General features: G+C 71.2%; 29 protein-coding genes. 13 read left to right on the forward strand and 16 right to left on the reverse strand.

The window, feature by feature from the left end:
- Positions 1 to 15 precede the first annotated feature (15 nt).
- Complete coding sequence (gene ygfZ / locus CLT68_RS03930) at positions 16 to 1,128, reverse strand: CAF17-like 4Fe-4S cluster assembly/insertion protein YgfZ (protein WP_099848906.1); 1,113 nt, start codon at positions 1,126 to 1,128, stop codon at positions 16 to 18.
- The gene (locus CLT68_RS03935; protein ID WP_088950387.1) at positions 1,125 to 1,553 is read right to left on the reverse strand and encodes a Fur family transcriptional regulator; all 429 of its coding nucleotides are present in this window, start codon (positions 1,551 to 1,553) and stop codon (positions 1,125 to 1,127) included. Before CLT68_RS03935 ends, ygfZ begins: the two co-directional genes overlap by 4 nt.
- Positions 1,554 to 1,622: 69 nt before the next feature.
- Between CLT68_RS03935 and CLT68_RS03940 the strand changes: the two genes are divergently transcribed.
- Entirely contained in the window at positions 1,623 to 2,492 is an 870-nt protein-coding gene (locus tag CLT68_RS03940; RefSeq protein WP_099848908.1) for an aminotransferase class IV, read from the forward strand.
- On the opposite strand, the gene CLT68_RS03945 is transcribed toward CLT68_RS03940, so the two are convergent.
- Together CLT68_RS03945 and mtfM are read right to left on the reverse strand one after the other, a co-directional pair.
- A complete protein-coding gene (locus tag CLT68_RS03945; RefSeq protein ID WP_099848910.1) occupies positions 2,493 to 3,080 on the reverse strand; it encodes a heme-binding beta-barrel domain-containing protein in 588 nt (195 codons plus the stop codon).
- A gap of 114 nt (positions 3,081 to 3,194) precedes the next feature.
- The gene (gene mtfM / locus CLT68_RS33625) at positions 3,195 to 3,299 is read right to left on the reverse strand and encodes a small membrane protein MtfM (RefSeq protein ID WP_030327764.1); all 105 of its coding nucleotides are present in this window, start codon (positions 3,297 to 3,299) and stop codon (positions 3,195 to 3,197) included.
- Positions 3,300 to 3,311: 12 nt separating this feature from the next.
- Here mtfM and CLT68_RS03950 point away from each other — a divergent pair, with 12 nt between their 5' ends.
- The 3 genes from CLT68_RS03950 (at position 3,312) to CLT68_RS03960 (ending at position 6,197) form a co-directional block, all read left to right on the forward strand.
- Positions 3,312 to 3,686: a DsrE family protein gene (locus CLT68_RS03950; protein ID WP_088950390.1), complete on the forward strand. Its 375-nt coding sequence runs from the start codon at positions 3,312 to 3,314 to the stop codon at positions 3,684 to 3,686.
- A 79-nt stretch (positions 3,687 to 3,765) separates the two neighbouring features.
- Positions 3,766 to 4,146 carry an SCP2 sterol-binding domain-containing protein gene (locus tag CLT68_RS03955; protein ID WP_088950391.1) on the forward strand — a complete coding sequence of 127 codons (381 nt, stop codon included), beginning with the start codon at positions 3,766 to 3,768 and terminating at the stop codon, positions 4,144 to 4,146.
- Entirely contained in the window at positions 4,143 to 6,197 is a 2,055-nt protein-coding gene (locus CLT68_RS03960; RefSeq protein ID WP_099848912.1) for an amylo-alpha-1,6-glucosidase, read from the forward strand. The genes CLT68_RS03955 and CLT68_RS03960 overlap by 4 nt, the downstream gene beginning before the upstream one ends.
- Positions 6,198 to 6,216: 19 nt before the next feature.
- Here the strand turns inward: CLT68_RS03960 and CLT68_RS03965 are convergent, their stop codons facing one another.
- The 7 genes from CLT68_RS03965 to CLT68_RS03990 all read right to left on the reverse strand — a co-directional run bounded on the left by CLT68_RS03965 (position 6,217) and on the right by CLT68_RS03990 (position 11,351).
- A complete protein-coding gene (locus tag CLT68_RS03965) occupies positions 6,217 to 7,077 on the reverse strand; it encodes a hypothetical protein (RefSeq protein ID WP_099848914.1) in 861 nt (286 codons plus the stop codon).
- A 41-nt stretch (positions 7,078 to 7,118) separates the two neighbouring features.
- On the reverse strand, positions 7,119 to 7,655 hold the full coding sequence (locus CLT68_RS03970; protein ID WP_099856760.1) for a winged helix-turn-helix domain-containing protein: 537 nt from the start codon (positions 7,653 to 7,655) through the stop codon (positions 7,119 to 7,121).
- A 196-nt stretch (positions 7,656 to 7,851) separates the two neighbouring features.
- Entirely contained in the window at positions 7,852 to 8,172 is a 321-nt protein-coding gene (locus CLT68_RS03975; RefSeq protein ID WP_099848916.1) for a DUF1416 domain-containing protein, read from the reverse strand.
- Between the two features lie 2 nt (positions 8,173 to 8,174).
- Positions 8,175 to 9,023 carry a sulfurtransferase gene (locus CLT68_RS03980; protein WP_088950396.1) on the reverse strand — a complete coding sequence of 283 codons (849 nt, stop codon included), beginning with the start codon at positions 9,021 to 9,023 and terminating at the stop codon, positions 8,175 to 8,177.
- Between the two features lie 206 nt (positions 9,024 to 9,229).
- Positions 9,230 to 9,307 (reverse strand): Ms5788A family Cys-rich leader peptide, encoded by a 78-nt coding sequence (locus CLT68_RS33630; RefSeq protein ID WP_310503780.1) that lies wholly within the window; start codon positions 9,305 to 9,307, stop codon positions 9,230 to 9,232.
- Between the two features lie 92 nt (positions 9,308 to 9,399).
- Positions 9,400 to 10,188 (reverse strand): LmeA family phospholipid-binding protein, encoded by a 789-nt coding sequence (locus CLT68_RS03985; RefSeq protein ID WP_099848918.1) that lies wholly within the window; start codon positions 10,186 to 10,188, stop codon positions 9,400 to 9,402.
- Between the two features lie 104 nt (positions 10,189 to 10,292).
- On the reverse strand, positions 10,293 to 11,351 hold the full coding sequence (locus CLT68_RS03990; protein WP_099848920.1) for a hypothetical protein: 1,059 nt from the start codon (positions 11,349 to 11,351) through the stop codon (positions 10,293 to 10,295).
- A gap of 243 nt (positions 11,352 to 11,594) precedes the next feature.
- On the opposite strand from CLT68_RS03990, the gene CLT68_RS03995 reads away from it, so the two are divergent.
- The 7 genes from CLT68_RS03995 to pstB all read left to right on the forward strand — a co-directional run bounded on the left by CLT68_RS03995 (position 11,595) and on the right by pstB (position 18,711).
- The gene (locus CLT68_RS03995) at positions 11,595 to 12,314 is read left to right on the forward strand and encodes a winged helix-turn-helix transcriptional regulator (protein WP_179781168.1); all 720 of its coding nucleotides are present in this window, start codon (positions 11,595 to 11,597) and stop codon (positions 12,312 to 12,314) included.
- A 150-nt stretch (positions 12,315 to 12,464) separates the two neighbouring features.
- Positions 12,465 to 13,334 carry a polysaccharide deacetylase family protein gene (locus tag CLT68_RS04000; protein WP_099848922.1) on the forward strand — a complete coding sequence of 290 codons (870 nt, stop codon included), beginning with the start codon at positions 12,465 to 12,467 and terminating at the stop codon, positions 13,332 to 13,334.
- A 61-nt stretch (positions 13,335 to 13,395) separates the two neighbouring features.
- Positions 13,396 to 14,322, forward strand: a complete 927-nt coding sequence (mshD, locus tag CLT68_RS04005; RefSeq protein WP_099848924.1) for a mycothiol synthase — start codon at positions 13,396 to 13,398, stop codon at positions 14,320 to 14,322.
- 272 nt (positions 14,323 to 14,594) lie between these two features.
- Positions 14,595 to 15,701, forward strand: coding sequence for a phosphate ABC transporter substrate-binding protein PstS (pstS, locus tag CLT68_RS04010; protein ID WP_099848926.1), 1,107 nt, complete (start codon positions 14,595 to 14,597; stop codon positions 15,699 to 15,701).
- Positions 15,702 to 15,740: 39 nt separating this feature from the next.
- Positions 15,741 to 16,832 carry a phosphate ABC transporter permease subunit PstC gene (pstC, locus tag CLT68_RS04015; protein ID WP_099848928.1) on the forward strand — a complete coding sequence of 364 codons (1,092 nt, stop codon included), beginning with the start codon at positions 15,741 to 15,743 and terminating at the stop codon, positions 16,830 to 16,832.
- Positions 16,829 to 17,917 (forward strand): phosphate ABC transporter permease PstA, encoded by a 1,089-nt coding sequence (pstA, locus tag CLT68_RS04020; protein ID WP_099848930.1) that lies wholly within the window; start codon positions 16,829 to 16,831, stop codon positions 17,915 to 17,917. Before pstC ends, pstA begins: the two co-directional genes overlap by 4 nt.
- Positions 17,918 to 17,934: 17 nt before the next feature.
- Positions 17,935 to 18,711, forward strand: coding sequence for a phosphate ABC transporter ATP-binding protein PstB (gene pstB / locus CLT68_RS04025; RefSeq protein ID WP_099848932.1), 777 nt, complete (start codon positions 17,935 to 17,937; stop codon positions 18,709 to 18,711).
- Between the two features lie 144 nt (positions 18,712 to 18,855).
- Here pstB and CLT68_RS04030 read toward each other — a convergent pair whose 3' ends face one another.
- A complete protein-coding gene (locus tag CLT68_RS04030; protein WP_099848934.1) occupies positions 18,856 to 19,689 on the reverse strand; it encodes an NUDIX domain-containing protein in 834 nt (277 codons plus the stop codon).
- Positions 19,690 to 19,951: 262 nt separating this feature from the next.
- On the opposite strand from CLT68_RS04030, the gene CLT68_RS04035 reads away from it, so the two are divergent.
- Complete coding sequence (locus CLT68_RS04035; RefSeq protein WP_099848936.1) at positions 19,952 to 20,920, forward strand: Gfo/Idh/MocA family protein; 969 nt, start codon at positions 19,952 to 19,954, stop codon at positions 20,918 to 20,920.
- A gap of 54 nt (positions 20,921 to 20,974) precedes the next feature.
- On the opposite strand, the gene CLT68_RS04040 is transcribed toward CLT68_RS04035, so the two are convergent.
- The 3 genes from CLT68_RS04040 to CLT68_RS04050 all read right to left on the reverse strand — a co-directional run bounded on the left by CLT68_RS04040 (position 20,975) and on the right by CLT68_RS04050 (position 23,683).
- Positions 20,975 to 21,982 carry an inorganic phosphate transporter gene (locus tag CLT68_RS04040; protein ID WP_088950406.1) on the reverse strand — a complete coding sequence of 336 codons (1,008 nt, stop codon included), beginning with the start codon at positions 21,980 to 21,982 and terminating at the stop codon, positions 20,975 to 20,977.
- 4 nt (positions 21,983 to 21,986) lie between these two features.
- Positions 21,987 to 22,613, reverse strand: a complete 627-nt coding sequence (locus tag CLT68_RS04045; RefSeq protein WP_053655020.1) for a DUF47 domain-containing protein — start codon at positions 22,611 to 22,613, stop codon at positions 21,987 to 21,989.
- 128 nt (positions 22,614 to 22,741) lie between these two features.
- A complete protein-coding gene (locus CLT68_RS04050; RefSeq protein ID WP_099848938.1) occupies positions 22,742 to 23,683 on the reverse strand; it encodes a PPK2 family polyphosphate kinase in 942 nt (313 codons plus the stop codon).
- A 134-nt stretch (positions 23,684 to 23,817) separates the two neighbouring features.
- Here CLT68_RS04050 and sigJ point away from each other — a divergent pair, with 134 nt between their 5' ends.
- Positions 23,818 to 24,780: an RNA polymerase sigma factor SigJ gene (gene sigJ, locus CLT68_RS04055; protein WP_099848940.1), complete on the forward strand. Its 963-nt coding sequence runs from the start codon at positions 23,818 to 23,820 to the stop codon at positions 24,778 to 24,780.
- A 22-nt stretch (positions 24,781 to 24,802) separates the two neighbouring features.
- On the opposite strand, the gene CLT68_RS04060 is transcribed toward sigJ, so the two are convergent.
- Positions 24,803 to 25,309, reverse strand: a complete 507-nt coding sequence (locus CLT68_RS04060; protein ID WP_088950409.1) for a DUF402 domain-containing protein — start codon at positions 25,307 to 25,309, stop codon at positions 24,803 to 24,805.
- Between the last annotated feature and the right edge of the window lie 31 nt (positions 25,310 to 25,340).

Below are 25,340 nucleotides of genomic sequence, written 5' to 3' on the forward strand. Positions count from 1 at the left end.
TCCTAGACGGCCCGCTCAGGACGGGTCGATCGCCGCCGCGGTCTCGCCGATCATCAGCGCGGCGTCGTCGGAGACGTTCCGCTTGATCACGGCGAGGGCGACCTGACCCAGCTCGTGGTGCAGCACCGCGGTGCCGACGAAGCCGACCGCTCGGCCGTCGAGGGTCACCGGCGTACCGGCCGCCGGCGGCTGGTCGGTGGTCACACCGTCCAGGTGCAGGAGTACGAGGCGGCGCGGCGGCCGACCCATGTTGTGCACCCGGGCCACCGTTTCCTGCCCCCGGTAGCAACCCTTGTCCAGGTGCACCGCCGGGCCGATCAGGTCCACCTCGGCCGGGATGGTCCGGTGGTCGGTGTCCACCCCGACCCGGGGCTGGCGCGCGGCCACCCGGATCGCCTCGTACGCCCAGAGCCCCGCGACCGGCACGCCCGCGCCGCGCAGCTCCGCCACGACCTGGTCCATCGCCGAGCGGGGCACCAGCAGGTCCACCCCGAGCGGGCCGCGGCGGGCCCAGCCACCGATCGGCAGCGGTCGTACGTCGTACCGGGCGCTCGCCCGGAGTGGCACGGCACCGTGCGGGAACTTCGGACCCGGCACCGCGACCTGGTCCGGCGCGGCGAGCCCGGTCACGCCGAGCGTGCTCAGCGCCTCCGTCGCCGCCGGCCCGACCAGCGACAGCAGTGCCCGCTCGGCGGTCGCGTCGCGCGGCTCGACCTTGCTGAAGAACCGCATCTTGTTCAGGTAGGCCAGCAGACCCTCGGTGGCCCCCGGCTCGGTGTCCAGCCAGGTGGTCTCGCCGTCCTCGGCGACCATGGCGTGCTGCTCGATGTGGCCGTGCGGGGACAGCACCAGCAGTTCGGTGCCCTCACCGGCGGCCAGTGCGCTCAGGTGCTGCGAGGTGACAGTGTGCAGCCAGCTGGCCCGCTCTTCCCCGGGCACCGCGATGATCCCCCGGTGCGACCGGTCGACCAGACCGACAGCGGTGTCGAGGGTGCGCTGCTCACGCAGCGGGTCGCCGTAGTGTGCGGCCACCCCCCGCACCCCGGCCGCGACATGCGCCGGATCCGGCTGGTCACGGCTGGCCTCGTCGATGCCCTCGACGGCCACCGCGCCCGCGATGTCGATCATTTATCGTCCCCGTTCTCGCAGCGTACGCAGACGCCGAAAAGTGACACGTGCCCGATATCCACCCGGAACCCCCGCTGCGTGGCCAACTGGTCGGCGAGCGGGCGCAGCAGCTCCGGATCGATCTCGTCGATCGCGCCGCACTCCCGGCAGACCAGGTGGACGTGTTGGTGCTCACCGGCGGCGTGATAGGTCGGTGAGCCGTGCGACAGGTGCGTGTGGGTGACCAGGCCGAGCCGTTCCAACAGCTCAAGCGTGCGGTAGATGGTGGTGATGTTGACGCCGGCCGCGACCTCCCGGACGGCGGTGTGCACCTGCTCCGGGCTGGCGTGCCCCAGATCGAGCACCGCCTGGAGGACGAGCTGCCGTTGGGCCGTCAGCCGCAGCCCACGGGCCCGCAGCATTTCCGCGAGGGAGGATTCGGACACCGTCCGATCATAGTTCGGCCACCAGGCTGCTCCTCACATCGCGATCGACCGCCACTACGCTCGACGGTCATGGTGAAGTCGTCCGGCGGGGAGGGCGCGGCCGCGCGGATCGCCGTGCTCGGGCGCGGCCTGATTCCGACCGGCGACCCCGTGCTTCGCGGCGACGATCTCGGCGTCCTGCACGGCGACGGCATCTTCGAAACCATGCACCTGCGGCACGGCCGGCCGTGGCTGCGCGACGAGCACCTGGCCCGCCTGGTCGCGGCGGCCTCCGCCATCGACCTGCCGCTACCCCCCACCGCAGCGCTGACCGACCTGCTCGACGAGGTACGCGCAGACTGGCCGACGCCCGCGGAAGGGGCGCTCCGGCTGGTCTGCACGAGGGGCCCGGAGGCCGGCGGCCCCCCGACGGTCTACGCCACGCTGGCCGAGGTGCCGGCGCCTTCCCGGGCAGCCCGGCGGAACGGGATCAATGTGGCCACCCTGCCGCTGGGGGTGCCCGCCGACACTCGCCCCGGGCTGAGCTGGCTGCCGGCCGGGATCAAATCCACGTCGTACGCGGTCAGCAGCGCCGCCCGCCGCTGGGCCGGCCGGGCCGGCGTGGACGACGTGCTGTGGGTCTCCTCCGACGGCTACGCGCTGGAGGGCCCCACGGCCAACGTGGTGTGGCTCACCAACGAGACGCTCTGCACGGTGCCGGCCGCGATCACCGGCATCCTCGCCGGCACGACCGTCGCCTGGTTGCTCGCCCACGCCGGCGAGTTGGGCCTGAACACCGCCGAGCGGCTGGCCACGGTGGCCGAGCTGCACGCCGCGGACGGCCTGTGGTTCACCTCGTCGCTACGCGGAGCCGCCGAGGTGCACACGCTGGACGGGGTGCGTCGAGCTCGCTGCCCGCGCACCCCCGCCCTGCACGCCCTGCTGGGTTTCCCGGTCTAGTCAGCCGCCGACCCGGACGAGCCGGGCGGAGAGGTGCGGGCTGAGACCGTGGCCCATGGCGGCCATCTCCTGGGCGTAGAGCAGCGCACCCTCGACGATGCCGAAGAGCCGCTTCCCACCGGTGACCTCCTTGGCAGTCGGAGTCCGGACCACGGCGTCGGTGGCGAACTCGACCTGGGTGCCGGTGCGCTTGCCCAGGTGCAACTCCATCACCCCGGTCGGGGTGCTCAGCAGCGCCTCCAGCTCGTCGGTCGCCCGCCCGTCCACCAGCACCGGCCGCCACCAGCCGATCTCACGACCGGCCGGCCGGACCGGCTTGCTCTGCTCGTCCAGGATCCAGGCGCGGGACTCGTAGTGCAGGAACGGTCGGCCGTCGTGGCTGATCCGGATCTCCTGCGCGTAGTCGAAGTCCTCGATGGTGGGGAAACCACCCTTGCCCCGGCCGCGCCACAGCCCGATGTAGGGCAGCAGGCCATCCAGCGCCGGGTGCAGCTTCGGCCCGACCCGCAGGTCGTGGCTCTCCTCGAACGGGTACTCCTCGACCGGCGGCGCGTTCAGCCACGGCGGCTGCAGCGGGTTCTCGCTCACAGGGCCACCTTCGTTCGCGACTGCGGGGCTCGCAGACCCGGCTCACTCCTCGCGCTCACAGGGCCACCTTCGTTCGCGACTGCGGGGCTCGCAGACCCGGCTCACTCCTCGCGCTCACCAGCGTCCTCTCGAAATGCGTACGGCAAGGTAGACCAGGCCACCGGCGAGCCCGCCCAGGCCAGCGACCAACAGGCTGACAAACCCGATCTCGGTAACCATCCCGGCCATCCTATGCTGGGCCACATGGCCCGCACTCTCGTCGTCAAGGCCACCGCGGGGGCGGACGCCCCGGAGCGGTGCGCGCAGGCATTCACTGTCGCCGCGACGGCTGTCGCGGCCGGGGTGGACGTGTCGCTCTGGCTGACCGGTGAATCGACCTGGTTCGCGCTGCCCGGTCGCGCCCAACAGTTCGAGCTGCCGCACTCCGCACCGCTGGCCGAGTTGCTGCACGTCATCCTGACCAGTGGCCGGGTGACCGCCTGCACCCAGTGCGCCGCCCGCCGGGAGATCGGCCCGGACGACGTGTTGCCCGGGGTGCGGATCGCGGGCGCTGCGGTTTTCGTCGAGGAGGCGTTGGCCGAGGGCGCGCAGGCACTCGTCTACTGACCATCCGACCCGGTGGGGCTGATCCGGGCGGAGTGCCGATACCGACCCGACATCTCGGACGGCTGCCTACGATTCGGATGTGACCGAGGCGGCGGAGAGGTTCTTCGAATCACTGCCGGCGCGCGCCCCGGACGTCCTGGGCGGCCTGGCCGACGGAACCCTGCAGATCGACCTCGGCAGCGACCACCGGACCGAGCACTGGCTGGTCCGGATGCGGCCCGGATCGGTGCAGGTCAGCCGCGAACGCGGGCCGGCCGACGCCATCTGGTTCAGCAGCGCCGCCCTCTTCGATCGACTGATCACCGGCGAGGCGCAGGGTGTCGCGGCGGTGCTACGCAACGAGAGCACGTTCAGCGGAAACGTGGTGCTCTTCCTCGCCTTCCGTCGGTTCTTCCCCGACCCACCCGGCACCCGCGACCCCCGTGAGGTGGCCCGCCGGGCGGCCAGGCGACCGACGTGAAGGAACTCGTCAGCATTCTGGACGGCAACACGTTCCTGGTCAGCGACCGGCGGGGGGACATCGAACCGTCCTACGACTTCCCCACCGGGCTGTTCTCCTTCGACACCCGGTTCCTGTCCAAGTGGGTGCTCACCCTGGACGGCCAGCGGCTGCACGCCCTCTCCGTCGACGACACCCAGTCGTACCGCACCAAGTTCTTCCTCGCCCCCGGCGAACCCACGCACTACCTGGACGCCAAGGCGTCGGTGATCCGCAGCCGGGCGATCGTGGGCAGCTTCGCGGAGGAACTGACCGTCCTCAACCACACCGAGGCGGACGTCGAGTTCACCGTCCGGATCGACATCGCGGCCGACTTCGCCGACCTGTTCGAGATCAAGCACCGCCGGCAGAAACAGGGGCGCACCACTGTCACGGTCGCGGAGAACGAGTTGCGGCTGACCTACCGCCGGGAGGCGTTCCACCGGGAGACGACGGTCAGCACCAGTGCGCCGGGGCAGGTCGACACCACCGGGATGACCTTCCGGATCCGGATAGCCCGCAACGGCAGGTGGACCACCCGGCTACGCGTGTCCAGCGTCGTCTTCGGGGCGCGCGGTGAGGACATCCGCGCGACCCTCCCCTACGGCGGCAGCCGCAGCGCGGACGCCATCCGGGCCGAGCAGCAGGAACTGATCGACCGGGCGCCGAAGCTCGGCTGCGACTGCCAGCCACTGGCCGGGGCGTACCGGCGCAGCCTCAACGACCTGGCCGCCCTGCGCTACGAGTCGATCGCCCTGGGCGTGCGGCTGATCGCCGCCGGACTGCCCTGGTTCATGACCCTGTTCGGCCGGGACAGCATCATCACCTCGTTGCAGGTGCTGCCGTTCCTGCCGGAACTGGTCCCCCCGACCATCCTGATGCTGGCCGGACTACAGGGGCACCGGGTGGACGACTTCAGGGACGAGGAGCCCGGCAAGATCCTGCACGAGCTGCGGTACGGCGAGACCGCCGGCTTCGAGGAGCAGCCGCACTCGCCGTACTACGGGTCGGCCGACTCCACACCACTGTTCATCATCCTGCTCGACGAGTACGAGCGGTGGACCGGTGACGCCACACTGGTCCGCAAGCTGGAACCGCAGGTCCGCGCGGCGTTGCAGTGGATCGACACGTACGGGGACCTGCTCGGCACCGGCTACCTCTGGTACCAGACCCGCAACCCGGAGACCGGTCTGCAGAACCAGTGCTGGAAGGACTCCTGGGACGCCATCTCGTACGCCGACGGCGAGATGCCCGGCTTCCCCCGGGCGACCTGCGAACTTCAGGGGTACGCGTACGACGCGAAGATCCGGGCCGCCCGGCTGGCCCGGACCTTCTGGAACGACCCGGCGTACGCCGACCGGCTGGAGCGGGAGGCCGCCGACCTCAAGCGGCGGTTCGACCGCGACTTCTGGATCGCCGACCGCGAGTACTACGCGCTCGCGCTGGACGCCGACGGCCGGCAGGTGGACGCACTCACCTCGAACATCGGGCACCTGCTGTGGAGCGGCATCGTGGACGAGTCCCGCGCCGGCAAGGTGGTCGAGCACCTGCTCGGGCCGCGCTTGTTCTCCGGGTGGGGGGTGCGGACGCTCGCCGAGGACGAGGGGCGGTACAACCCGATCGGGTACCACGTCGGCACTGTGTGGCCGTTCGACAACTCGATCATCGCCTGGGGGCTGTGGCGGTACGGCTTCCGGAATGAGGCCGGGCTGATCTGCGACACGATGCTGGCCGCGTCCCGCTACTTCGAGGGGCGGCTGCCGGAGGCGTTCGCCGGCTACGCCCGCGACCTCACCGACTACCCGGTGGAGTACCCGACCGCGTGCAGCCCGCAGGCCTGGTCGACCGGCACTCCGCTGCTGCTGCTCCGGGTGATGCTGGGCCTGGAGCCGCAGGGCGAGCACCTGATCATCGACCCGGCCGTGCCACCGGGCATGGGCCGGGTCGAGCTGCTGGACATCCCCGGTCGGTGGGGGAAGGTCGACGCGTTGGGCCGCAGCCGTGACGCGGAGGATCAGCCGGGCGGCGGCTGATCCGAGCGAGCCGCCCGGCTCAACCCGGGCAGCCGACGGTGGCGGCCAACCGGGTCGCGTCCTGGTTGAGCTCGGCCAGCACGGTGACCGGGCCGGTGCGGTACGCGTACACCGGGGGTTGGTCCAGCAGTGGGGCGTTGCCGGCCAGCGCGGCCAGCGCGGCCGTCGGCGCGGCCGGGCCGGGGCCCTCAGCGGAACGGACGGTGTGGGCCGACCCGCCGCCCGGGCAGGGTGCGGTGACCAGCTCCGGCGCGGCGTCAGCCGGGCGGTCGAGCGCCCGCAGCGCCGCGGTCAGGGCGGCGGCCTCGGGACCGGCGGTGGCCGCGACCGGTGTGTAGCCGGAGCCGACCGGCCGGCAACCGGTGTCGACGACCACTCGCACCCGGCCGTCCGCGGTCGGCCGTCCCTGGACGGCCACGAACTCTCCGGCGTCGGCGTACAGCTCGATGCCGTTCAGCCCGGGGCCCACCCCGGCCCGCCAGCTCGCCGGCAGACGCTCGGCGATCCCCTTCAGCACGGTCTGCTCGGAGCCGGTGGGCGCGAGCACCCCGACGTCACGCCGCAGCCTCGCCCCGTCGGCGAACGGGGTGACCCGGCAACCCTCCGCGATCCGCGCCGGGCCCAGCTCCAGCAGACCGGCCGCACCGGCCGCCCGGGCCAGCTCGCCGATCGCCCGGTCGACCACCGGGCCGGCCTGGTCGAGGGACCGCTGCTCGCGCACGGTCGGTGGGTCGTCGCGGACCGACGTCCAGGTGAGCAGGGCCAGCAACACGGCCCAGGCCGCTGTCGCGGCCAGCAACACACGCCGCCACGACCGGGCAGGAGGCGGCGCGGTGGGACCGGCCGAAGGAGCCCAACCCGTCTGGACAGCACCGTTCACCCGGCCATGGTGTCACGGGTGTGCCGCCGGCCCACCGGCGGTCAGGTCGAGCGGGGTGGTGGATCGAGCCGGTAGCCGATCCCCTGGACGGTGTGCACCTGCGGCCCTCCCGGGAGACCACGCAGTTTGTGCCGGAGCTGCTTGACGGCGGAGTGCAGGATGGCGCTGCCCCGGTACGGGCCGCTCCACACGGCGGCGAAGAGCTGTTCGTAGCTCCACACCACCAGCGGTGGGCCGATGAGCAGGGCGAGCAGTTCCCGTTCGGTGGGGGTGAACGGAAGCGGGTCCCCGCGCCAGGTGACCCGGTGTCCCGCCCGGTCGACGACCAGCTCACCCCAACTGACCAGGCCCTGCGGCACGCCGGGCGGCACGATCGCGGGACGGGCCGGAGCGGCGGGCGGCACGGTCGCGGGGCGGGCCGGCGGCGGGGCGGTCGGCGACGACAGCAGCTCGCGCAGCTCGGTCAGGTCGGCACAGCTGAGCACCGGGCCGAGCCCGTCGAGTTGACGCAGCACCCGCTCCCGCATCGACATGTCCGCGCTGACGCAGACGACGATCGGAACCTCTTCGCCGGACATGCCACCCTCACCCGTGATTTCCACCAGTAGATAGTGACGTATGCCGATTGATTTCGCGGCCCGTCCCGGCGGGACGGCGGTGACCGCCGAGGACCGGTGACCGGCGGTGGCCCACACCACTGGCGCATCGCCGAACACACGACCGGGGCCGACCACCCCAGGAGGGTGACCGGCCCCGGTCGATCAGAGCAGTGGGTCAGGCGACGGTGACGCCAACCTCGTTGACGCCACGGCCAGCGGTGACGGCGGTGTCGCCGTTGCCGTGCCGGGACAGCGCCCGAAGCGTCCAGGAGCCCGGCGCGGCGAAGAACCGGAACTGGCCGGCTGCCGAGGTCACCACCTCGGCGGTGAACTCACCGGTCGAGTCGAGCAGCCGGACGTACGCGCCCGGCACCGGCTCGTCCTCGGTGGAGCGGACGATCCCGGTGATGACGGTTTCCTTCTCCAGGTCCAGACTGGCCGGCAACGGTGCGGCCTGGTCCGGTGCGGCGCAACCCGCGGCGATGGGAAGCGTCATGATCAGGCCTCCCCGGGTTCGTCACCGAGCGCGACCGGCACGCCGACCAGCGAGCCGTACTCGGTCCAGGAGCCGTCGTAGTTCTTGACGTTGCGGTGGCCCAGCAGCTCCTGGAGCACGAACCAGGTGTGCGAGGAGCGCTCGCCGATCCGGCAGTAGGCGATGGTCTCCTTGCCGTCGTCGAGCCCCGCGTCGCCGTAGATCTTGCGCAGCTCGTCGTCGGACCGGAAGGTGCCGTCCTCGTTGGCCGCCTTGGACCACGGGACGCTGATCGCGGTGGGGATGTGCCCGGCCCGCTGCGCCTGCTCCTGCGGCAGGTGGGCGGGGGCGAGCAGCCGGCCGGCGAACTCGTCGGGGCTGCGCACGTCGACCAGGTTCTTGGTGCCGATCGCGGCCACGACCTCGTCCCGGAAGGCCCGGATCGACGTGTCCGGCTCCTGCGCGACGTACTGCGTCGCCGGGCGGGCCACCGAGTCGGTGACCAGCGGGCGGGCATCCAGCTCCCACTTCTTGCGACCGCCGTCGAGCAGCTTCACGTCGCCGTGGCCGTAGAGCTTGAAGTACCAGTAGGCGTACGCGGCGAACCAGTTGTTGTTGCCGCCGTAGAGGATGACGGTGTCGTCGTTGCTGATGCCCCGCTCGGAGAGCAACGCCTCGAACTGCGTCTTGTTGACGAAGTCCCGGCGGACCTGGTCCTGCAGGTCGGTCTTCCAGTCAATCTTGATGGCGCCGGCGATGTGGCCGGTGTCGTAGGCCGAGGTGTCCTCGTCGACCTCGACGAAGACGACGCCCGGGGCGTCGAGGTTCTTCTCGGCCCATTCGGCCGAAACGAGTGCGGTGTCGCGACTCATCGAATCACTCCCTGGTGAGGATGGATGGTGAGCCAACGCGCGAGCATTGATGGGTGTAACTGTCGCACCACGCGCGGGACCCAGCGGAAGGACGGGATCACGGGTTCGTGCGACGGCGCCGCTGCCGGGCATTCGGTGGGATCACCGGAGGGCGCGAGAACCCTGTGCCGGTGGCCGCCGTCAGGCGGCCGGAGACAGCCCCGCCGTCAGATGACGGGGCGACACAGGCAGGTGGCCACGCGGCACAGGTCGACCGCGCGCCGTTTGGTGAGGTGGGTCCCCATGGCCAGGGAGCCTACCAGCCAGTGACCGGGCTGCCACTGAGCCGACCACCATCCGGGAATCGACCGGATCACCGGCCGGATGGGGTTCCCACTCAGCTGACGGAATTGATCGGTACGTTCTTCGCGTCGGCGGTGACCGCCAACCCTTCCGGCAGCGGCCGGACCTCCCGGACGGCGAGTTGGAACGGCAGGTCGGGCAGGGGCACGTCGATGGAGATGTCCTTGGCGAAGTTGTTCAGCAGGCCGCGCGCCAGCGGCAGGTTCGGCAGACCTGTGGCGTCCAGGTCGTTGAAGCGCAGGGCGACGGCGCCGTTGTCGGCGACGGTGACGTCGGCGGTGCCGCTGATCGTGATCTTCTGACCGAGGATGTCGGCCGGACCCGTGACGGCGAGCTTGCCGTTCTGCTCGCCAAGCGTGAGACCCGGACGCTTCAGCAGCGCGGCGAGGCTGTCGTAGCTGATCGTGCCGGTGCCGTCGACCGTGTCCGCCACGATGTCACCCTGGCCGGTGCGCAGAGTGTCCAGTGAGGCCCGGACGTTGCGGGCGTCCACGTCCAGCACCGACAGGCGCACGACGTCGCCCTGGACCGGGGCCTGCACGTCCCGCAGGTTGATGGTGATCCGCTGGTAGCGGCCATCGAGCACCTGGGTGAGGAACGGGGTGCCGCCCACCTCCACATCGGGCTCGGCGGATTGCGCGCCCTGCTTGGTGATCTCCTGGCGGACCCGGTCGGCGATCATCCGCTCGGCGACCCCGACCGCCACCCGGTCGGCGACGACCAGCAACCCCGCCACCACCAGGAGCAGGACGAACAGGCCGATGAGCAGCTTGCGGCCGCGCCGTCGGGGCCGCGCCCCGTCCGCCGGATAGTCCTCCGCCACGCCGCCTCCTGTCTCCACCCGCCGCACCGCGACGGGTCGTCCACACCGGTGCCGCTGCGCGGCGCACCCGTAGGTACCCGACCGGCTCCAGGCTCAACCGTGACTCAGAGGAAGAGCATGCACATCGCGTACGCGGCCGGTGCCGCCAGGGCGAAACCGCCGAGCGGACCCTGCATGTGCCGGGCCACCCACATGGTGGGCGGTTCTCCGGCCATCAGCCGGCCCGCCTCCGCGTACCCGACGGCGAGGTCGGAGAGCACGGCGGTGACCGCCGCGGCCAGGCCGATCACGGCGGCCCGGGTCGGCGTGAAGGGTGCCACCAGGTAGCTGCCGAGAAGTGCGCTGGTCAGCGTGCCGACCATCGCGCCGGCCACCACGCCAGCCGCGCCCCTGGGCACCTGCGGGGCCAGCCGGGGCCAGGGCAGTACGGCGTCGGTGAGCCGAGCGACGGTCAGAGCGACGCCGCTCGCCGTCAGGCAGACGGTGATCGCCTGGGTGCCGGCCGGGATCCGGCTGAGCACGATCAGGGTGCCGAAGGCCACCACTCCGACCACGATGAGCAGCGTGGCGCCGAGGGAGTCGGTGACCCGGACCCGGTCGACGCGGCGGACCAGCTGGCCGAGCACCGCGGCGAGGAAGCCACCGGCGGCCAGGTAGCCCAGCGGCGCCAGACCGGCGACGTCGGTCTGCACCGCGGCGATGTCGGCGAGTGCGGCGACAACGACGCTGATCCCGGCGACCACCAGCATCGCGGGAGGGCGCATGGCGATCGTCCAGGCGAGCACGAAGAGCAACTGGACGCCGAAGATGATGAAGGCGAACGGCAGCCGGTGACCAGGCCCGGATGTCTGCGCGCCGAGCACCAGGCCGACGCCGAGCAGCGCGGCGAAGCCGGCGATGGTCAACGCGAGCTGACGGTGCACCTCGACCGGGGGTATGACCTCCTCTTCCGGCTCGTCGATCTCGTCTTCGGATCGGCGCGCCGGTTCGCCGGAGCGACGGGCTCGGCGAGGCCCGCTTCGTTCGCGGCGATCGCCGTCGGTGGTGGCCGGACCGGTACGCGGCGCGGGCGGGTTGCCGCGCGTCGCTGCGGCGGCCGGGCCCGGGTGGGGCCCGGCGGGCCACGATTCGCGGCCGGCCTCGGGCGAGGTGGAGGGAAACACGACCCGATCGTGCCAGACCGGCGGCCGGACACGACGGTCACGGGTTTCAGCAACGTTAAAATCTGCTCCACGATCAGGGGCAAGGTAGACAAACGGGAAATGGCCAGGCGGCGCGGCCGAGGCGATCGGTTACGCTCAACCCCGCTACCCCGCCCGTCAGCGACGCCGGGACCACGCAATTTCTCAGCACACTCCCCCGCGAGTGTGTCTGGTCGCGTGCGGCCGAGCGCCGCCGGGACGGAGGTGATCGTGGAGATCCTGCTGCTGGTGACCGCGCGCGCAGGCGAACCGTCGGCTGTGCTGCCGGCACTCGACCTGTTGCCGCACTCGGTCCGCACCGCGCCGCGCGACGTCCGCACTCTGGTCGCGGGCCCCAGCCCCGACGCGGTGCTGGTGGACGCCCGGTCGGAGTTGAGCGAGGCCCGGGCGACCTGCCGCATGTTGCACGCCACCGGGCTCGGCGTGCCGCTGGTCGCGGTGGTGACCGAGGCCGGCCTGATCGCGCTGAACGCCGACTGGGGCGTCGACGACGTCATCCTCGCCTCGGCCGGTCCCGCCGAGGTGGAGGCGCGACTGCGGCTCGCGGTCGGCCGACTGAGCAACGCGACCGCCGGCGCCGGCGGCTCGATCCGGGCCGGCGAGCTGACCATCGACCCCGACACGTACGCGGCCAAGCTCAAGGGCCGCCCTCTCGACCTCACCTACAAGGAGTTCGAGCTGCTGAAGTTCCTGGCCCAGCACCCGGGGCGGGTGTTCACCCGGGACCAGCTCCTGCGGGAGGTCTGGGGCTACGACTACTTCGGCGGCACCCGCACTGTGGATGTGCACGTCCGGCGACTGCGCGCCAAGCTCGGCTCGGAGTACGAGTCGATGATCGGCACCGTCCGCCAGGTCGGCTACAAGTTCGTCGTCCCGCCGTCACGGTCCCTGCCCGAGGCGGAGCACGCACCCCTGCCCGTCTGATCGGCGAGTCACTCAGCTTTCCCATATGCCCTTTTTGTGCAGCTTGGCGGTTCTATTCTGACTGCCGGGTTTGTCGGAGAAAGGGGCGACGGTGCGCGCAGTGACCACGGGGGCGACGGGTCGGCCTGGCCGGCAAACCGGGCGGAACCCATGACGCGGGTCAGTTCGACCGCGCGGGCGACGGGAATCGTGACGCTGGTGTTGGCGGCGCTGCTCGGCTCGGCGTACGCGCTGGGCCGCAGCCTCGTCGTCGACCCGACCCCCCGGCGTCCCACCGATGTCACCGCGCACGCCGACGGGCCGCACTACGCCGACCAGCCCAGCGACGGCGAGCCGGGCGACGTCCCGAACCCCGGCGCCAGCAACGGCCCCACCGAGGCCGGCCAGGACGGGTCGGAGCGGGACGGCGGCGGCGACAAGCTGTTCGGCGCGCACGCCACCACCGGCTCGCCACGGCTCGCGCTGACCTTCGACGACGGGCCCGACCCGCGGTACACCCCGCAGGTCCTCGCCATGCTGCGCGAATTCGATGTGAAGGCAACGTTCTGTGTGGTCGGCGAGAACGCTCAGAACCACCCCGACCTGGTCCAGGCGATCGTGGGCGACGGCCACACCCTGTGCAACCACTCCTGGCACCACGACGTCGGCCTGGGCGCCCGGTCGGCCGACGCGATCCGGGCCGATCTCCTGCGCACGAACGAGGCGATCAGGGAGGCCGTGCCGAACGCGCCGATCGTCTGGTACCGGCAGCCGGGCGGCGCCTGGACGTACCCGGTGGTGTCGGTGGCGCGCCAGCTCGGCATGACCCCGCTGCACTGGTCGGTCGACCCGTCGGACTGGGATCTACCCGGTGCCGCCAAGATCACCGCGACGGTGCTGAGCCAGGCCGAACCGGGCTCGGTGGTGCTGCTGCACGACGCCGGCGGCGACCGGCAGGGCACCGTGGACGCGTTGCGCCGGATCCTGACCGACCTGACCGCGCGGTTCGACCTGGAGGCCCTGCCCACCGACCCGACCTGAGTCACAGCTTTCGCTCGGCGACGGACCGGGCGTCACGACACGCAACGGATACGGTGACGGGATGAGCAGCGCGGAGCCGACCAGCGACCAGGTGACCCGGACCGACCGACTGGCACCGGCGGACATCGCCGACGTGCTGGCCCTCGCCAGCTCCGCGGGCGACACCGACGGCGCCGACCCGCTCGACGAGCACGTCCTGCTCCGACTGCGCGACCCGGACGCCCCGGCCGTGCACCTGATCGCCCGCGCCGACGACGGCGCCCTGACCGGGTACGCGCACCTGGACACGACCGACCCCGTCGGCGGCATCGGCGTCGAGCTGGTGGTGCACCCCGCGTACCGGCGGCGAGGCACCGGCCGCGCACTGGCCCGGGGCGTGCTCGCCTCGGCCACCGGGCCACTGCGGGCGTGGGCGCACGGCGACCACCCGTCCGCCGCCGCGCTCGGCGTCGATCTCGGGTTCACCCGGGCGCGGGTGCTCTGGCAGTTGCGCCGACCACTGGCCGCCCCGCTCGGCGAGCCGCGCCTGCCCGACGGGGTGGCGCTGCGCGCGTTCCAACCCGGTGCGGACGACGCGACCTGGCTCAGTCTCAACGCGCGCGCCTTCGCCGAGCACCCCGAGCAGGGCCGGTGGACCTCGGACGACCTGGCGGCCCGCCTTGCCGAGCCGTGGTTCGACCCGGCCGGCTTCCTGCTCGCCGAGGAGACCTCGACCGGGCGGCTGCTCGGCTTCCACTGGACCAAGGTGCACGAGCGGCCCGGATCGGCCCGGATCGGCGAGGTGTACGTCCTGGGAGTGGAGCCGACCGCGCACGGCGGTGGGCTCGGCCGGGCGCTGACCACCGCCGGGCTGGCGTACCTGCGGGACAAGCGCGGCCTGGACCGGGTGATGCTCTACGTCGACGAGTCGAACACCGGGGCGGTGGCGCTCTACGAACGGCTGGGCTTCGCCCGCTGGTCCGCGCACATCAACTACCACCTGGGCTGACCGCGGTCACCGGCGGTAACGGCCGGGCGTCGGCGGCATAACGCCGAACCGGAAATATACCCATACTTCCGACAGGCGTATCCCGGTTCACTTAACGGACAACTCACCCTCGGCAAGCGGTCACCTCGGGGGCCGCACGTGTTCACCCTGCGTTCACTTGTGACCGGCGAACCGGCTACCTGGCACTTCTAACTTTCGTGTCAGCCGGTCAGTGCCGGTCCTCGGCCCCCGGGATCGGGGCGCCAAGTCAGACGCGAAGGGAAACCCCTCAGGTGAAGCTCCAGCGGTACGGCACTATTGCCTGCCTCGCCCTTGCCGCGACGCTCGGCCTCAGTGCATGCGGCTCGGACAACAACGAGCCCGCCTCCGGCGCCAGCGCTTCGGGCTCGACCGCCGCGGTCGACTGCGCTACCGGAACGCTGAACGCCCAGGGCTCGTCGGCGCAGAAGAACGCCATGGCCGAGTGGATCAAGGCGTACCAGCAGAAGTGCCAGGGCACCACGATCAACTACGAGCCGACCGGCTCGGGCGCCGGCATCCAGGCGTTCATCGCCGGCACCGCCGACTTCGCCGGCTCCGACTCCGCGCTCAAGCCGGAGGAGCAGCCGCAGGCCGACGCCAAGTGCGTCGGTGGCAAGGCGATCCACCTGCCGATGGTGATCGGCCCGGTTGCCGTCGCCTACAACGTCAGCGGCGTGGACAACCTCCAGCTCAAGCCGGCCACCCTGGCGAAGATCTTCGCCGGCAAGGTCACCAAGTGGGACGACGCGGCGATCAAGGGCGACAACCCGGACGCCAAGCTCCCGTCGACCACCATCCAGACCGTCCACCGCTCGGACGAGTCGGGCACCACCGACAACTTCACCAACTACCTGTCGAAGACCGCTGAGACCGACTGGACCCTCGGCAAGGCCAAGGCGTGGAAGGCCCCGGGCGGCACCGGCGCCAAGGGTTCGGACGGCGTGGCCAGCTCGGTCAAGGGCGCCGACGGCTCCATCGGCTACATGGAGTGGTCGTTCGCCGAGAACGCCGGCCTGAAGATGGCCAAGATCGGTAACGGCGCGGGCGAGTTCGCCGCGCTGACCGCCGAGGCGGCCGGCAAGACCATCGCCGGCGCGGCGGTCGAGGGCCAGGGCGACGACCTCAAGCTGAAGATCGACTACAACACCAAGGAGGCCGGGGCCTACCCGATCGTCCTGGCGACGTACGAGATCGTCTGCAGCAAGGGCCTCGCGGCCGACAAGTTGAAGCTGGTCAAGGGTCTGCTGGGCTACGCCGCCAGCGCCGAGGGCCAGACCTCGCTGACCGACCTGGGCTACGCCCCGCTGCCCGAGACGGTCCGCACCAAGGTCGAGACCGCGGTCAAGAACCTCTCCTGACCCGACCCCACCACCTCCGCAACCGAATCGAGCGAGCAGATGGGTGAAACCCCTCACCGCTCGGCCGACGCCGGCACCGGCGGGACGCGCGTGACCCAGAGTCACGAGTGGCCCGCCGGTGCCTCGGCGCGTGTGGCCGAGGCACCAGTCAGCACCCGTTCCCCGGGCGGCACCGGACTGGGCGGCGGCGGCGCACTGCCGCGCAGCCGCAAGTTCGGCGCCGAGCGGGCCTTCCGCGGTCTCACACTGGCCGCCGGCACCGCCGTTCTGGTCATCATCGCCGCCATCGCGATCTTCCTGATCGCCAAGGCGGTGCCGGCCCTCCGCGCCAACACCGAGAACTTCTGGTCCTACGAGGGCTGGTCTCCCAATGAGACGCAGCCGAAGTTCGGCATCGGCACACTCGCCTTCGGCACCGTGCTCAGCTCGGCGCTGGCGCTGCTCATGGCGGTGCCGGTGGCGTTGGGCATCGCGCTCTACCTCTCGCACTACGCACCCCGCCGGCTGGGCACCGCGCTCGGCTTCCTGGTCGACCTCCTCGCCGCCGTGCCGAGCGTGGTCTTCGGCCTCTGGGGGCGGGACATCTTCATCAACCCGGTCCGGGACTTCTCCGTCTGGCTGAACGAGTACTTCGGCTGGATCCCGATCTTCGGCGGCGACGGCCCGTTCGGTAAGTCGATCATGCTGGGTGCCCTGGTCCTCGCGATCATGGTGCTGCCGATCATCACCTCGCTCTCCCGCGAGGTGTTCCTCCAGACGCCGACCGCGAACGAGGAGGCCGCCCTCGCCCTGGGCGCCACCCGCTGGGAGATGCTCCGCACCGCGGTCCTGCCCTACGGCCGCCCCGGCGTTATCGCCGCGGTGATGCTCGGCCTCGGCCGGGCGCTCGGCGAGACCATCGCCCTGGCGCTCACCCTCGGCATCACCTTCGGCATCTCGTTCAACCTGATCCAGAACGGCGGCAACACCATCGCCGCCAACATCGCCAACGCGTTCGGCGAGGCGAACGAGACCGGCCGGGGCGCGCTCATCGCCTCCGGTCTGGTGCTGTTCACCATCACGCTGATCGTCAACATCACGGCGCGGGCGATCATCTACCGCCGCCGGGAGTTCACGGAGTCGGCCGCATGACCACAACCGTCACCTCCGACCGCACCCGGCCGCCGGCCCAGCCCGCCTCGCTGCGGGCCAGGCGGCTGCCCTGGTACGCCGCCCCGGCCATCGCCGTGGCAGCCCTGGTGCTCTCCGCCGTGATCGTCTACGGCACCGACATCGGCGGCCCGATCCTCGTGGTCGTCCTCGGCGCGATCCTCTACCTGGTTGGGCTCTTCGCCGCCGCCAACGCGGTCGAGGGGCGCCGGTCGGCGCGCAACCGCACCTGGAGCGCACTGATCCACTCCGCCTTCGTGCTGGCGGTGCTGCCGCTCGTCTCGGTGGTCTGGACGCTGGTCAGCAAGGGCGCCCAGCGGTTCGACGCCAACTTCTTCCAGACCTCGATGAACAACATCGGGGCCCGGGACGCCAACGGCGGCGCGTACCACGCGATCGTCGGCACGCTGGAGCAGGTCGGCATCGCCACAGTGATCACCGTCCCGCTCGGCGTTCTCTGCGCGATCTACATCGTCGAGTACGGCCGGGGCAAGTTCGCCTTCGCGATCCGGTTCTTCGTGGACGTGATGACCGGCATCCCGTCGATCGTCTCCGGCCTCTTCGTGTTGGCGTTCTGGGTGCTGGTCGTGTCGCCGTGGTTCAACGACGGCCGGCCGAGCTTCTCCGGCTTCGCCGCCGCGCTCGCGCTGAGCGTGCTCATGCTGCCCACCATCGTCCGGTCCACCGAGGAGATGCTCCGCCTCGTCCCGGCGCCACTGCGCGAGGGCGCGTACGCGCTCGGCGTACCCAAATGGAAGACCATCCTGCGCGTGGTGGTGCCGACGGCACTGCCCGGCATCGTCACCGGCGTCATGCTCGCCATCGCCCGCGCTGCCGGCGAAACCGCGCCGGTGCTGCTGGTCGCCGGCGGCGGTGCCGCGATCAACACGAACCCCTTCGAGAACAACCAGTCGTCGCTGTCCCTCTTCGTCTACCAGCAGGCCGGTGACGCGTCGAAGTACGCACCGGCACGGGCGTGGACCGCGGCACTCACCCTGGTCGCCCTCGTGCTCATCCTGACGATCGCGGCGAAGCTGCTGGCCCGTCGCAACCGGCTCAGCCGATGAACCCCGGAGGTACCACCATGGCCAAGCGCGTCTCAGCCTCGAACGTCACCGCGTACTACGGCGGATTCAAGGCGATCGAGAACATCAACCTGACCGTCGAGCCGAAGACGGTCACCGCCCTCATCGGGCCGTCCGGTTGCGGCAAGTCCACGTTCCTGCGGTCGATCAACCGCATGCACGAGGTGCTGCCGGGTGCCCGGGTCGAGGGCAGCCTGACCATCGACGACCAGGACATCTACGACCGGGACGTGGACGTCACCGCGGTCCGGCGCACGATCGGCATGGTCTTCCAGCGGCCGAACCCGTTCCCCACCATGAGCATCTTCGAGAACGTGGTGGCCGGGCTGAAGCTCAACGGGGTCCGCAAGAAGTCGATCCTGGAGGACGCGGCCGAGAAGGCGCTGCGCTCGGCGAACCTGTGGGACGAGGTCAAGGACCGGCTGGGTAAGCCCGGCGCGGGCCTCTCCGGCGGTCAGCAGCAGCGGCTCTGCATCGCCCGGACCATCGCGGTCGAGCCGCAGGTCGTGCTGATGGACGAGCCGTGCTCGGCGCTCGACCCGATCTCCACCCTGGCGATCGAGGACCTGATGTTCCAGCTCAAGGACAAGTTCACGATCATCATCGTGACGCACAACATGCAGCAGGCCGCGCGGGTGTCGGACCGGACCGCCTTCTTCTCGATCGAGAAGACCGGCGACCCGGGTCGGCTGATCGAGTACGACAACACCCAGAAGATCTTCAGCAACCCGAGCGTGAAGAAGACCGAGGACTACATCACCGGCCGCTTCGGCTGAGCCGCATACCCCTACCCAGACCGCGCCCAAGATCTGCGCAACTACCCGGATACTGCTGTCTCCCGCGCGTCCGAGGCAGCAGTATCCCTGAAGTTGTGCGGATCTTGACGGCGCGCGTCGGACACGCGCGCCGCCGGCAGCGGGTCAGCTCAGGACGAAGCGGGGTTCGCCGTTCGGGGGCAGGTCCAGGCGCGGGGTGATCGGGGTGGCCGCGTCCCGTTCGGCGGCCGCTCGCGCCACTCCGGCCAGGTCGCCGGCCGCCGCAACCTGCGCCAGCGTGACCAGGGTCGGCGGCAGCATGGTCAGTTCCCCGGCCTGGGCCCGGGCCAGCGCGTCCGCCGGCCGGATCCACAGGGTGTGGTCGGCCTCGCCGGAGACGTCGCGGGTCCGCTGCCCCGCCGGCAGCAGGGCGACGAAGAAGTACGTGTCGAAGCGGCGCGGCTCGAACTCGGGAGTGATCCACCGGCTCCACGGCAACAGCAGGTCCGACCGCAGGGTGAGTTGACGCTCGGCGAGCAGCGCGGCGAAGCCCAGCCGGCGCCCCTCCAGGTCCTGCCGGGCGGCCTCCCAGTCGTCGCCGCTGACGTCGCCCACCACCGTCTCGCGGTCCGGGCCGGCGAGCAGCACGCCCGCCTCCTCGAAGACCTCCCGGGCGGCGGCGCAGACCACCGCCTGGGCGGCGTCCGGGGTCACCCCGAGCCGCCCGGCCCACTCAGTGGGTGCCGGCCCGGCCCAGTCCAGGTGTGCCTCGGAGTCGGAGCGGTCCACCCCGCCGCCGGGGAAGGCGTACATCCCGCCGAAGGTCATGGCGGCGACCCGACGGATGACGTACACCTCGAAGTCGGCGTCGGTCGGACGCAGCAGCAACACGGTGGCCGCGACCCGCGGCGTCGCCGGGGTGCCACCCTCGGCCTGGAACCGGCGGGCGTGCTCGACCAGTGCGGCCGGGGCTGCGAAGCCAGCGCTGTCGATCGTCATGCCGCGAGCCTAGTTCCCCGACCGGCGGGGCTGGTTGGTGTGCCAGGCACCTCGGTGCGGCGGCCCGACCACTCCCACCGCCCCTTTGCTCTGCTTACGCGGATGCACCGGTGACGTTCGGTAACTGTCGCATCCGCGTAAGCAGAGCAAAGGACGTGCACAGCAGTGGGCGGACCACCGATCGGCAGAGGTTCGGCGGACGAGTCATCGGTCATCGGGCCGGGCGGCGGGTGGTTCACCTGGCTGGGCTAGCGTGCCCGACATGACTCGTTGGGGCATCCTGGCCACCGGCCACATCGCCAGCCGTTTCGCCGAAGACCTCCGGCTGGTGCCGGACGCCGAGCTGGTCGCGGTCGGCTCCCGCGCCGCGGAGAGCGCGCGGCGCTTCGCCGACACCTACGGCGCGAAGCGCGCGTACGGCTCCTGGGTGGAGCTGGCCGCCGACCCGGAGATCGACGCGATCTACGTGGCGACGCCGCACTCCGCGCACTACGAGGCGGCGATGACCTGCCTGACCGCCGGGCGCGCGGTGCTGTTGGAGAAGCCGTTCACCCTTGACCTGGCTACCAGCACCGAACTGGTGGACACTGCCCGCGCCTCCGGGGTCTTCCTGATGGAGGCCATGTGGATGCGGCTGAATCCGATGATCCTGCGCGTGGTCGAGCTGATCGCGGACGGGGCGATCGGCACGGTGACGGGCGTCCGGGCCGACTTCGGGGTGGCCGGGCCGTTCCCGCCGGAGCACCGGATGCGCAACGCGGCGCTGGGCGGGGGCGCCCTGCTCGACCTGGGGATCTATCCGATCAGCCTGGCTCACCTGCTGCTCGGCGTGCCGCAGCACATCCGCTCGTGGGCGCAGCTCGGCCCGGAGGGGACGGACGAGAACACCGGCATGCTGTTCGGCTACGACACCGGAGCGCTGGCAACCCTGAGCTGCGGCATGGTCGGGTTGAGCGGGCAGACCGCCTCGATCACGGGCACCACTGGGCGGATCGACCTGCCGGAGCCGTTCTTCCGGCCGGGTTCCGTGACAGTGCACCGGGCCGGCGCGGAGCCGGAGTCGATCGTCGCCGACGGGGCCGGCAACGGCTACCAGTACGAGGCGATCGAGGTGCAGCGCTGCCTGGCCGCCGGCCTGACCGAGAGCCCGGTGGTGCCGCATTCCACGACCCTTGAGGTGATGGCGCTGCTGGACACGGTCCGCGAGCAGATCGGCGTGCGCTACGTCTGACGGAACGGGCCCCTTGTTGACGCGCGAGGCGTCGACAAGGGGCCCGGGGCCGGGTCAGCCGAAGAGCGGCCGGACCAGCAGGTAGGTGACGCAGGCGATCAGCGCTGCGGCCGGGAACGTGACGATCCAGGCGAGCACGATGTTGCCGGCGACGTTCCAGCGGACTGCGGAGAGCCGCTTGGTCGCGCCCACGCCCATGATCGCCGAGGTGATGGTGTGGGTGGTCGAGATCGGGGCCTTCAGCACCAGGGCGTTGAAGTAGAGCACCGCGCTGGCGACCGTCTCGGCGGCGAAGCCCTCCGGCGGGCCCAGGTCGATGATCTTACGACCGAGGGTGCGGATGATCCGCCAACCGCCGGCGTAGGTACCGAGGGCGAGCATCGTGGCCGAGGTCCAGAACACCCAGCCGGGGATGTGCGTCTTGTCGTCCTGGAAACCGCCCGTGTACAGGGCGAGAACCACGATGCCCATGGTCTTCGCGGCGTCCTGCATGCCGTGACCGACCGACATGGCGGCTGCCGAGACGGTCTGGGCCCACCGGAAGCCACGGTTGAGCTTGCCCGGCTGTCCCTTGCGGAACAGCCAGAGGATGGCCAGCATCAGCACGTAGCCGAGGGTGAGACCGACGATCGGCGACAGGATCATCGGCAGGATGACCTTCTCGCCGATGGTGACCCACTGCACGATGCCGCCGGTGGACAGCAGGGTCGCGCCGACCAGACCGCCGAAGAGCGCGTGCGAGGACGACGAGGGCAGACCGAAGTACCAGGTGATCAGGTTCCAGGCGATGGCGCCGAGCACACCGGCGAAGACCACACCGAGGCTGGCAACCCCGGTGGGGAGCGTGACCAGGCCGTCGCCGACGGTCTTGGCCACCCCGGCACCGAAGTGCGCGCCGACGAAGTTGCCGACCGCGGCGAGCCCGAGGGCGATCCGGGGTGTCAGCGCCCGGGTGGAGACGCTTGTTGCGATCGCGTTGGCGGCGTCGTGGAAGCCGTTGGTGTAGTCGAACGCCAGGGCCACCGCGATCACCGCCAGCACGGCGATGAGTTCAGGGGACACCGGCTCAGGACTCCTTGACGGCGATGGTCTCGACGGTGTTCGCCACGTGCTCGAAGGCGTCGCAGGCGGCCTCCAGCTCGTCGGCGACCTCCTTCATCTTCAGCACCGTCAACGCGTCGTACTCGCCGGAGAAGAGGCGGACGAGCAACTGCCGGTTGATCCGGTCGCCCTCGTTCTCCAGCCGGTTGCACTCGATCCAGTAGTCCTCAAGATCCTTCATCGACTTCAGCCGGGGCATCGCGTCGGCGGTCAGCTTGGCCTGCTGGTCGAGCACGTTCACCATCTCGTGCAGCTCACGGGGCAGCGCCGGCAGCTCGGTCAGCCCGTACAGGTAGAGCAGGTCACCGACGGCCTCCAGGTGGTCCATCACGTCGTCGAGCAGCGAGCCGAGCCGGTAGATGTCCTCCCGGTCGAACGGCGTGATGAAGGTCGAGTTGATCTTCTTGTACAGGTCGTGGGTGATCTGGTCGCTGTCGTGCTCGACCTCGGTCAGCCGCTCGCTCACGGACTGCACGTCGACACCGGGCAGGGCCAGCTCGTTGAGCAACGCGGTGCCCCGGACCAGGTTCTGCGCGGCCCTGGTGAAGAGCTCGTAGAAGGCGCCCTCGGTGGGGCGGAAGGAAAACTTCACAGCACAGACCTCGTCGCGTCGGTGGAAGGGTGGCGGCGCCCGAAGAGCGTCCGCTTGGTGAATGCTAGGAGCCGACAGAACCGCGAATTCGCCGGCCCACCCCTGGCCAGGCCTCATTCACCGCTCGTTCACCTGCTGTTCATCTCGGCCGTCCCACCCGCACCCGGTCCCCCAGCAAGCAACCGTTCCCGCTCTTGAGCCACGTCGAAATCGGCAGCCGGATACCCCAGATCAAGCGTGTCGAACGTCTCACGCAGCAGATGGGCCACCGCCCAGTCCCGGTACCACTTGCGGTCCGCCGGCACCACGAACCAGGGCGCGGCGTCCGTCGCGCACCGGCTGAGGGCCTCGGCGTACGCGGCCTGGTAGTCGTCCCAGTGCCCCCGGGAGTCGATGTCGGAGGGGTTGTACTTCCAGTGCTTCTGCGGGTCGGTGAGCCGTTCCAGCAGGCGGTTGCCCTGCTCCTCGTACGAGATGTGCAGCATCACCTTGACCACTGTCATCCCGCCCTCGGTCAGCTCCCGCTCGAACGAGTTGATCGCGTCATAGCGGGCCCGCCAGGTCGCCTCCGGCACCAGCCCACCGACCCGGGCGATCAACACGTCCTCGTAGTGCGAGCGGTTGAACATCCCCACGTACCCCGCCGGCGGCAGCTCCCGCCGGATCCGCCAGAGGAAGTCGTGCCGCAGCTCCTGCCGGGTCGGCGGCCCGAACGAGCGGATGTGCAGACCCAGCGGGTTCATCGCACCGGCCACCCGCTTGATCGTGCCGTCCTTGCCACCGCAGTCCATCGCCTGGAGCACCAGCAGCACCCGGTGCGCGGGCTGCTCGGACCCGGTCTTGGCCATCGCGAAGAGCATCTCCTGCTGCCGGCCCAGCTCTCCGCCGACCAGCTCCACCTGCTCTCGCGCCCAGGCCTTACGGCGCTCACCGCGACCGACAGTCTCCGGCAGGCCGGGCGTGGAACGGGGGTCGATCGCGCCGAGATCCACCGGTGCGGTGACCCGCAGCAGCTCCCGCACGGAGCCGCCGGCCGGTGCCACGATCTGCCCTTGCTGGGGTGCGCTCATCCACGGATCATCGCCCACCCGCAGGCCTTCCGCCCGCCGAGGGCCACCCCTCGGGTGACGGGCGGGGCTGCCAGCGCGTGCGGTCGACGGGAGGATGTAGGCCAGGACGGTGCCGACCGGGAGGGTGGTGGGTCGTGCGGGACCTGGCGACGGAGTTCGAGGCCGAGCGGGGCCGGCTGCTCCTGGTGGCCCACCGGATGCTGGGCAGCCGCAGCGAGGCGGAGGACGCGGTGCAGGAGACCTGGCTGCGCTACGCCGGGGCGCTCGCCGACCCGACGGCCCGCGCCGAGATCCGTGAACTGTCCGCGTGGCTGACCACCACCTGCGCCCGGATCTGCCTGGACGTGCTCCGCTCGGCACGGGTGCGGCGGGAGGCGTACCCCGGGCAGTGGCTGCCGGAACCCGTGGTGAGCGCGTTGGGCGGCCCGTCGTCGGACGCGTACGCCGCGGACCCGGCGGAACGGGCGGTCCGCACCGACCAGGTCGGCGCGGCGTTGCTGGTGGTGCTGGAACGGCTCGCGCCGGAGCAGCGGGTCGCCCTCGTGCTGCACGACGTGTTCGCGGTGCCGTTCGCCCGGGTCGCCGACGCGCTCGGCACCACCGAGGTGGCCGCCCGTCAGCTCGCCTCCCGCGCACGACGGGCGATCACCTCGTCGGACGTCCCCCGCCACACCGCCGACCTCGCCGAGCAGCGCCGGGTGCTCGAAGCGTTCGTCGCCGCCACCGAGTCCGGCGAGCTGGACCAGCTGCTCCGGGTGCTCGCGCCGGACGTGGTCTTCGTCGGCGACTCCGGCGGGCACTTCCCCGCGGCCCGGCAGCCGGTGCTCGGCGCACCGGCGGTGGGTCGCTTCACGCTCGGCCTGTTCGGCCGTGCCGGCCGGTACGCCGACCGCGTGCGGTCGCGACCGGTTCTGGTCGACGGCGCGCTCGGCCTGCAGATGGAGACGGTGCACAGCGACGGGCGGCCGATCCGCCTGGTCACCGCGTTCGCCGTGGACCAGGGGCGGATCACCGCGATCTACAACCAGCTCAACCCGGAGAAACTGACCGGCCTGGTGCCGTTGGGCGACGACGACGCCTGGCCGCCGCGCTGGTGAGCCGCACGAGCGGGGTGCGGCCTCAGACCACGAGGGCCAACCACTTGCGGTACGCGGTGGCGAACGGCTCGGTGCCGTCGCCGAGTGACCCGAGCAGCCGCTGGGCCGCGGCTTCGGCCTCGGCCACCACGTCGTCCGGGTAACCGAACCGGGCCCGGTGCTCGGCGAACTCGTCCTCGTCGAGCAGCTCCACCAGGCCGGTGGCCCGACGCCGGACCACGTCGAGGTCCAGGTCGATGATGTGCACGACGTCGTCGGATTCCCAGTGGGCCGGGGTGGTGATGTCGCAGTAGACCTCGCTGGTGCGGGGCGGCGGGTTGAACATGGCCGTCCACCAGGCGCGATGTGGCACCAGCAGCACGAACGGGATCTTCTCCACCGATGGCCGGCCGTGGTAGACCGAGGCGGTGCCCTCGGGCACGCCGAGCCAGATGCCGAGATCGTCCTCGGTGAGCCGACGGGCCGGGTAGTCGCGGTGGGCGCTGCCGTCGTACTTGCGGTAGATCACTCGGACCATGTCGCTCGGCATGATTCGCACCCTAACCGATACTGCCCACGCG

It is taken from the genome of Micromonospora sp. CNZ299, assembly GCF_002754415.1.

Bases quoted from the DNA above. Each gene is read 5' to 3' on its own strand.
- CLT68_RS04050 (WP_099848938.1), bottom strand. From the start codon at position 23,683: ATGAGCGCACCCCAGCAAGGGCAGATCGTGGCACCGGCCGGCGGCTCC.
- pstC (WP_099848928.1), top strand. From the start codon at position 15,741: ATGGGTGAAACCCCTCACCGCTCGGCCGACGCCGGCACCGGCGGGACG.
- CLT68_RS04060 (WP_088950409.1), bottom strand. From the start codon at position 25,309: ATGCCGAGCGACATGGTCCGAGTGATCTACCGCAAGTACGACGGCAGC.
- CLT68_RS03950 (WP_088950390.1), top strand. From the start codon at position 3,312: ATGCTGGGCCACATGGCCCGCACTCTCGTCGTCAAGGCCACCGCGGGG.
- CLT68_RS03975 (WP_099848916.1), bottom strand. From the start codon at position 8,172: ATGACGCTTCCCATCGCCGCGGGTTGCGCCGCACCGGACCAGGCCGCA.
- CLT68_RS04000 (WP_099848922.1), top strand. From the start codon at position 12,465: ATGACGCGGGTCAGTTCGACCGCGCGGGCGACGGGAATCGTGACGCTG.
- mshD (WP_099848924.1), top strand. From the start codon at position 13,396: ATGAGCAGCGCGGAGCCGACCAGCGACCAGGTGACCCGGACCGACCGA.
- CLT68_RS03970 (WP_099856760.1), bottom strand. From the start codon at position 7,655: ATGTCCGGCGAAGAGGTTCCGATCGTCGTCTGCGTCAGCGCGGACATG.
- CLT68_RS03980 (WP_088950396.1), bottom strand. From the start codon at position 9,023: ATGAGTCGCGACACCGCACTCGTTTCGGCCGAATGGGCCGAGAAGAAC.
- CLT68_RS04030 (WP_099848934.1), bottom strand. From the start codon at position 19,689: ATGACGATCGACAGCGCTGGCTTCGCAGCCCCGGCCGCACTGGTCGAG.
- pstA (WP_099848930.1), top strand. From the start codon at position 16,829: ATGACCACAACCGTCACCTCCGACCGCACCCGGCCGCCGGCCCAGCCC.
- mtfM (WP_030327764.1), bottom strand. From the start codon at position 3,299: ATGGTTACCGAGATCGGGTTTGTCAGCCTGTTGGTCGCTGGCCTGGGC.
- CLT68_RS04035 (WP_099848936.1), top strand. From the start codon at position 19,952: ATGACTCGTTGGGGCATCCTGGCCACCGGCCACATCGCCAGCCGTTTC.
- ygfZ (WP_099848906.1), bottom strand. From the start codon at position 1,128: ATGATCGACATCGCGGGCGCGGTGGCCGTCGAGGGCATCGACGAGGCC.
- CLT68_RS33630 (WP_310503780.1), bottom strand. From the start codon at position 9,307: ATGGGGACCCACCTCACCAAACGGCGCGCGGTCGACCTGTGCCGCGTG.
- pstB (WP_099848932.1), top strand. From the start codon at position 17,935: ATGGCCAAGCGCGTCTCAGCCTCGAACGTCACCGCGTACTACGGCGGA.
- CLT68_RS03940 (WP_099848908.1), top strand. From the start codon at position 1,623: ATGGTGAAGTCGTCCGGCGGGGAGGGCGCGGCCGCGCGGATCGCCGTG.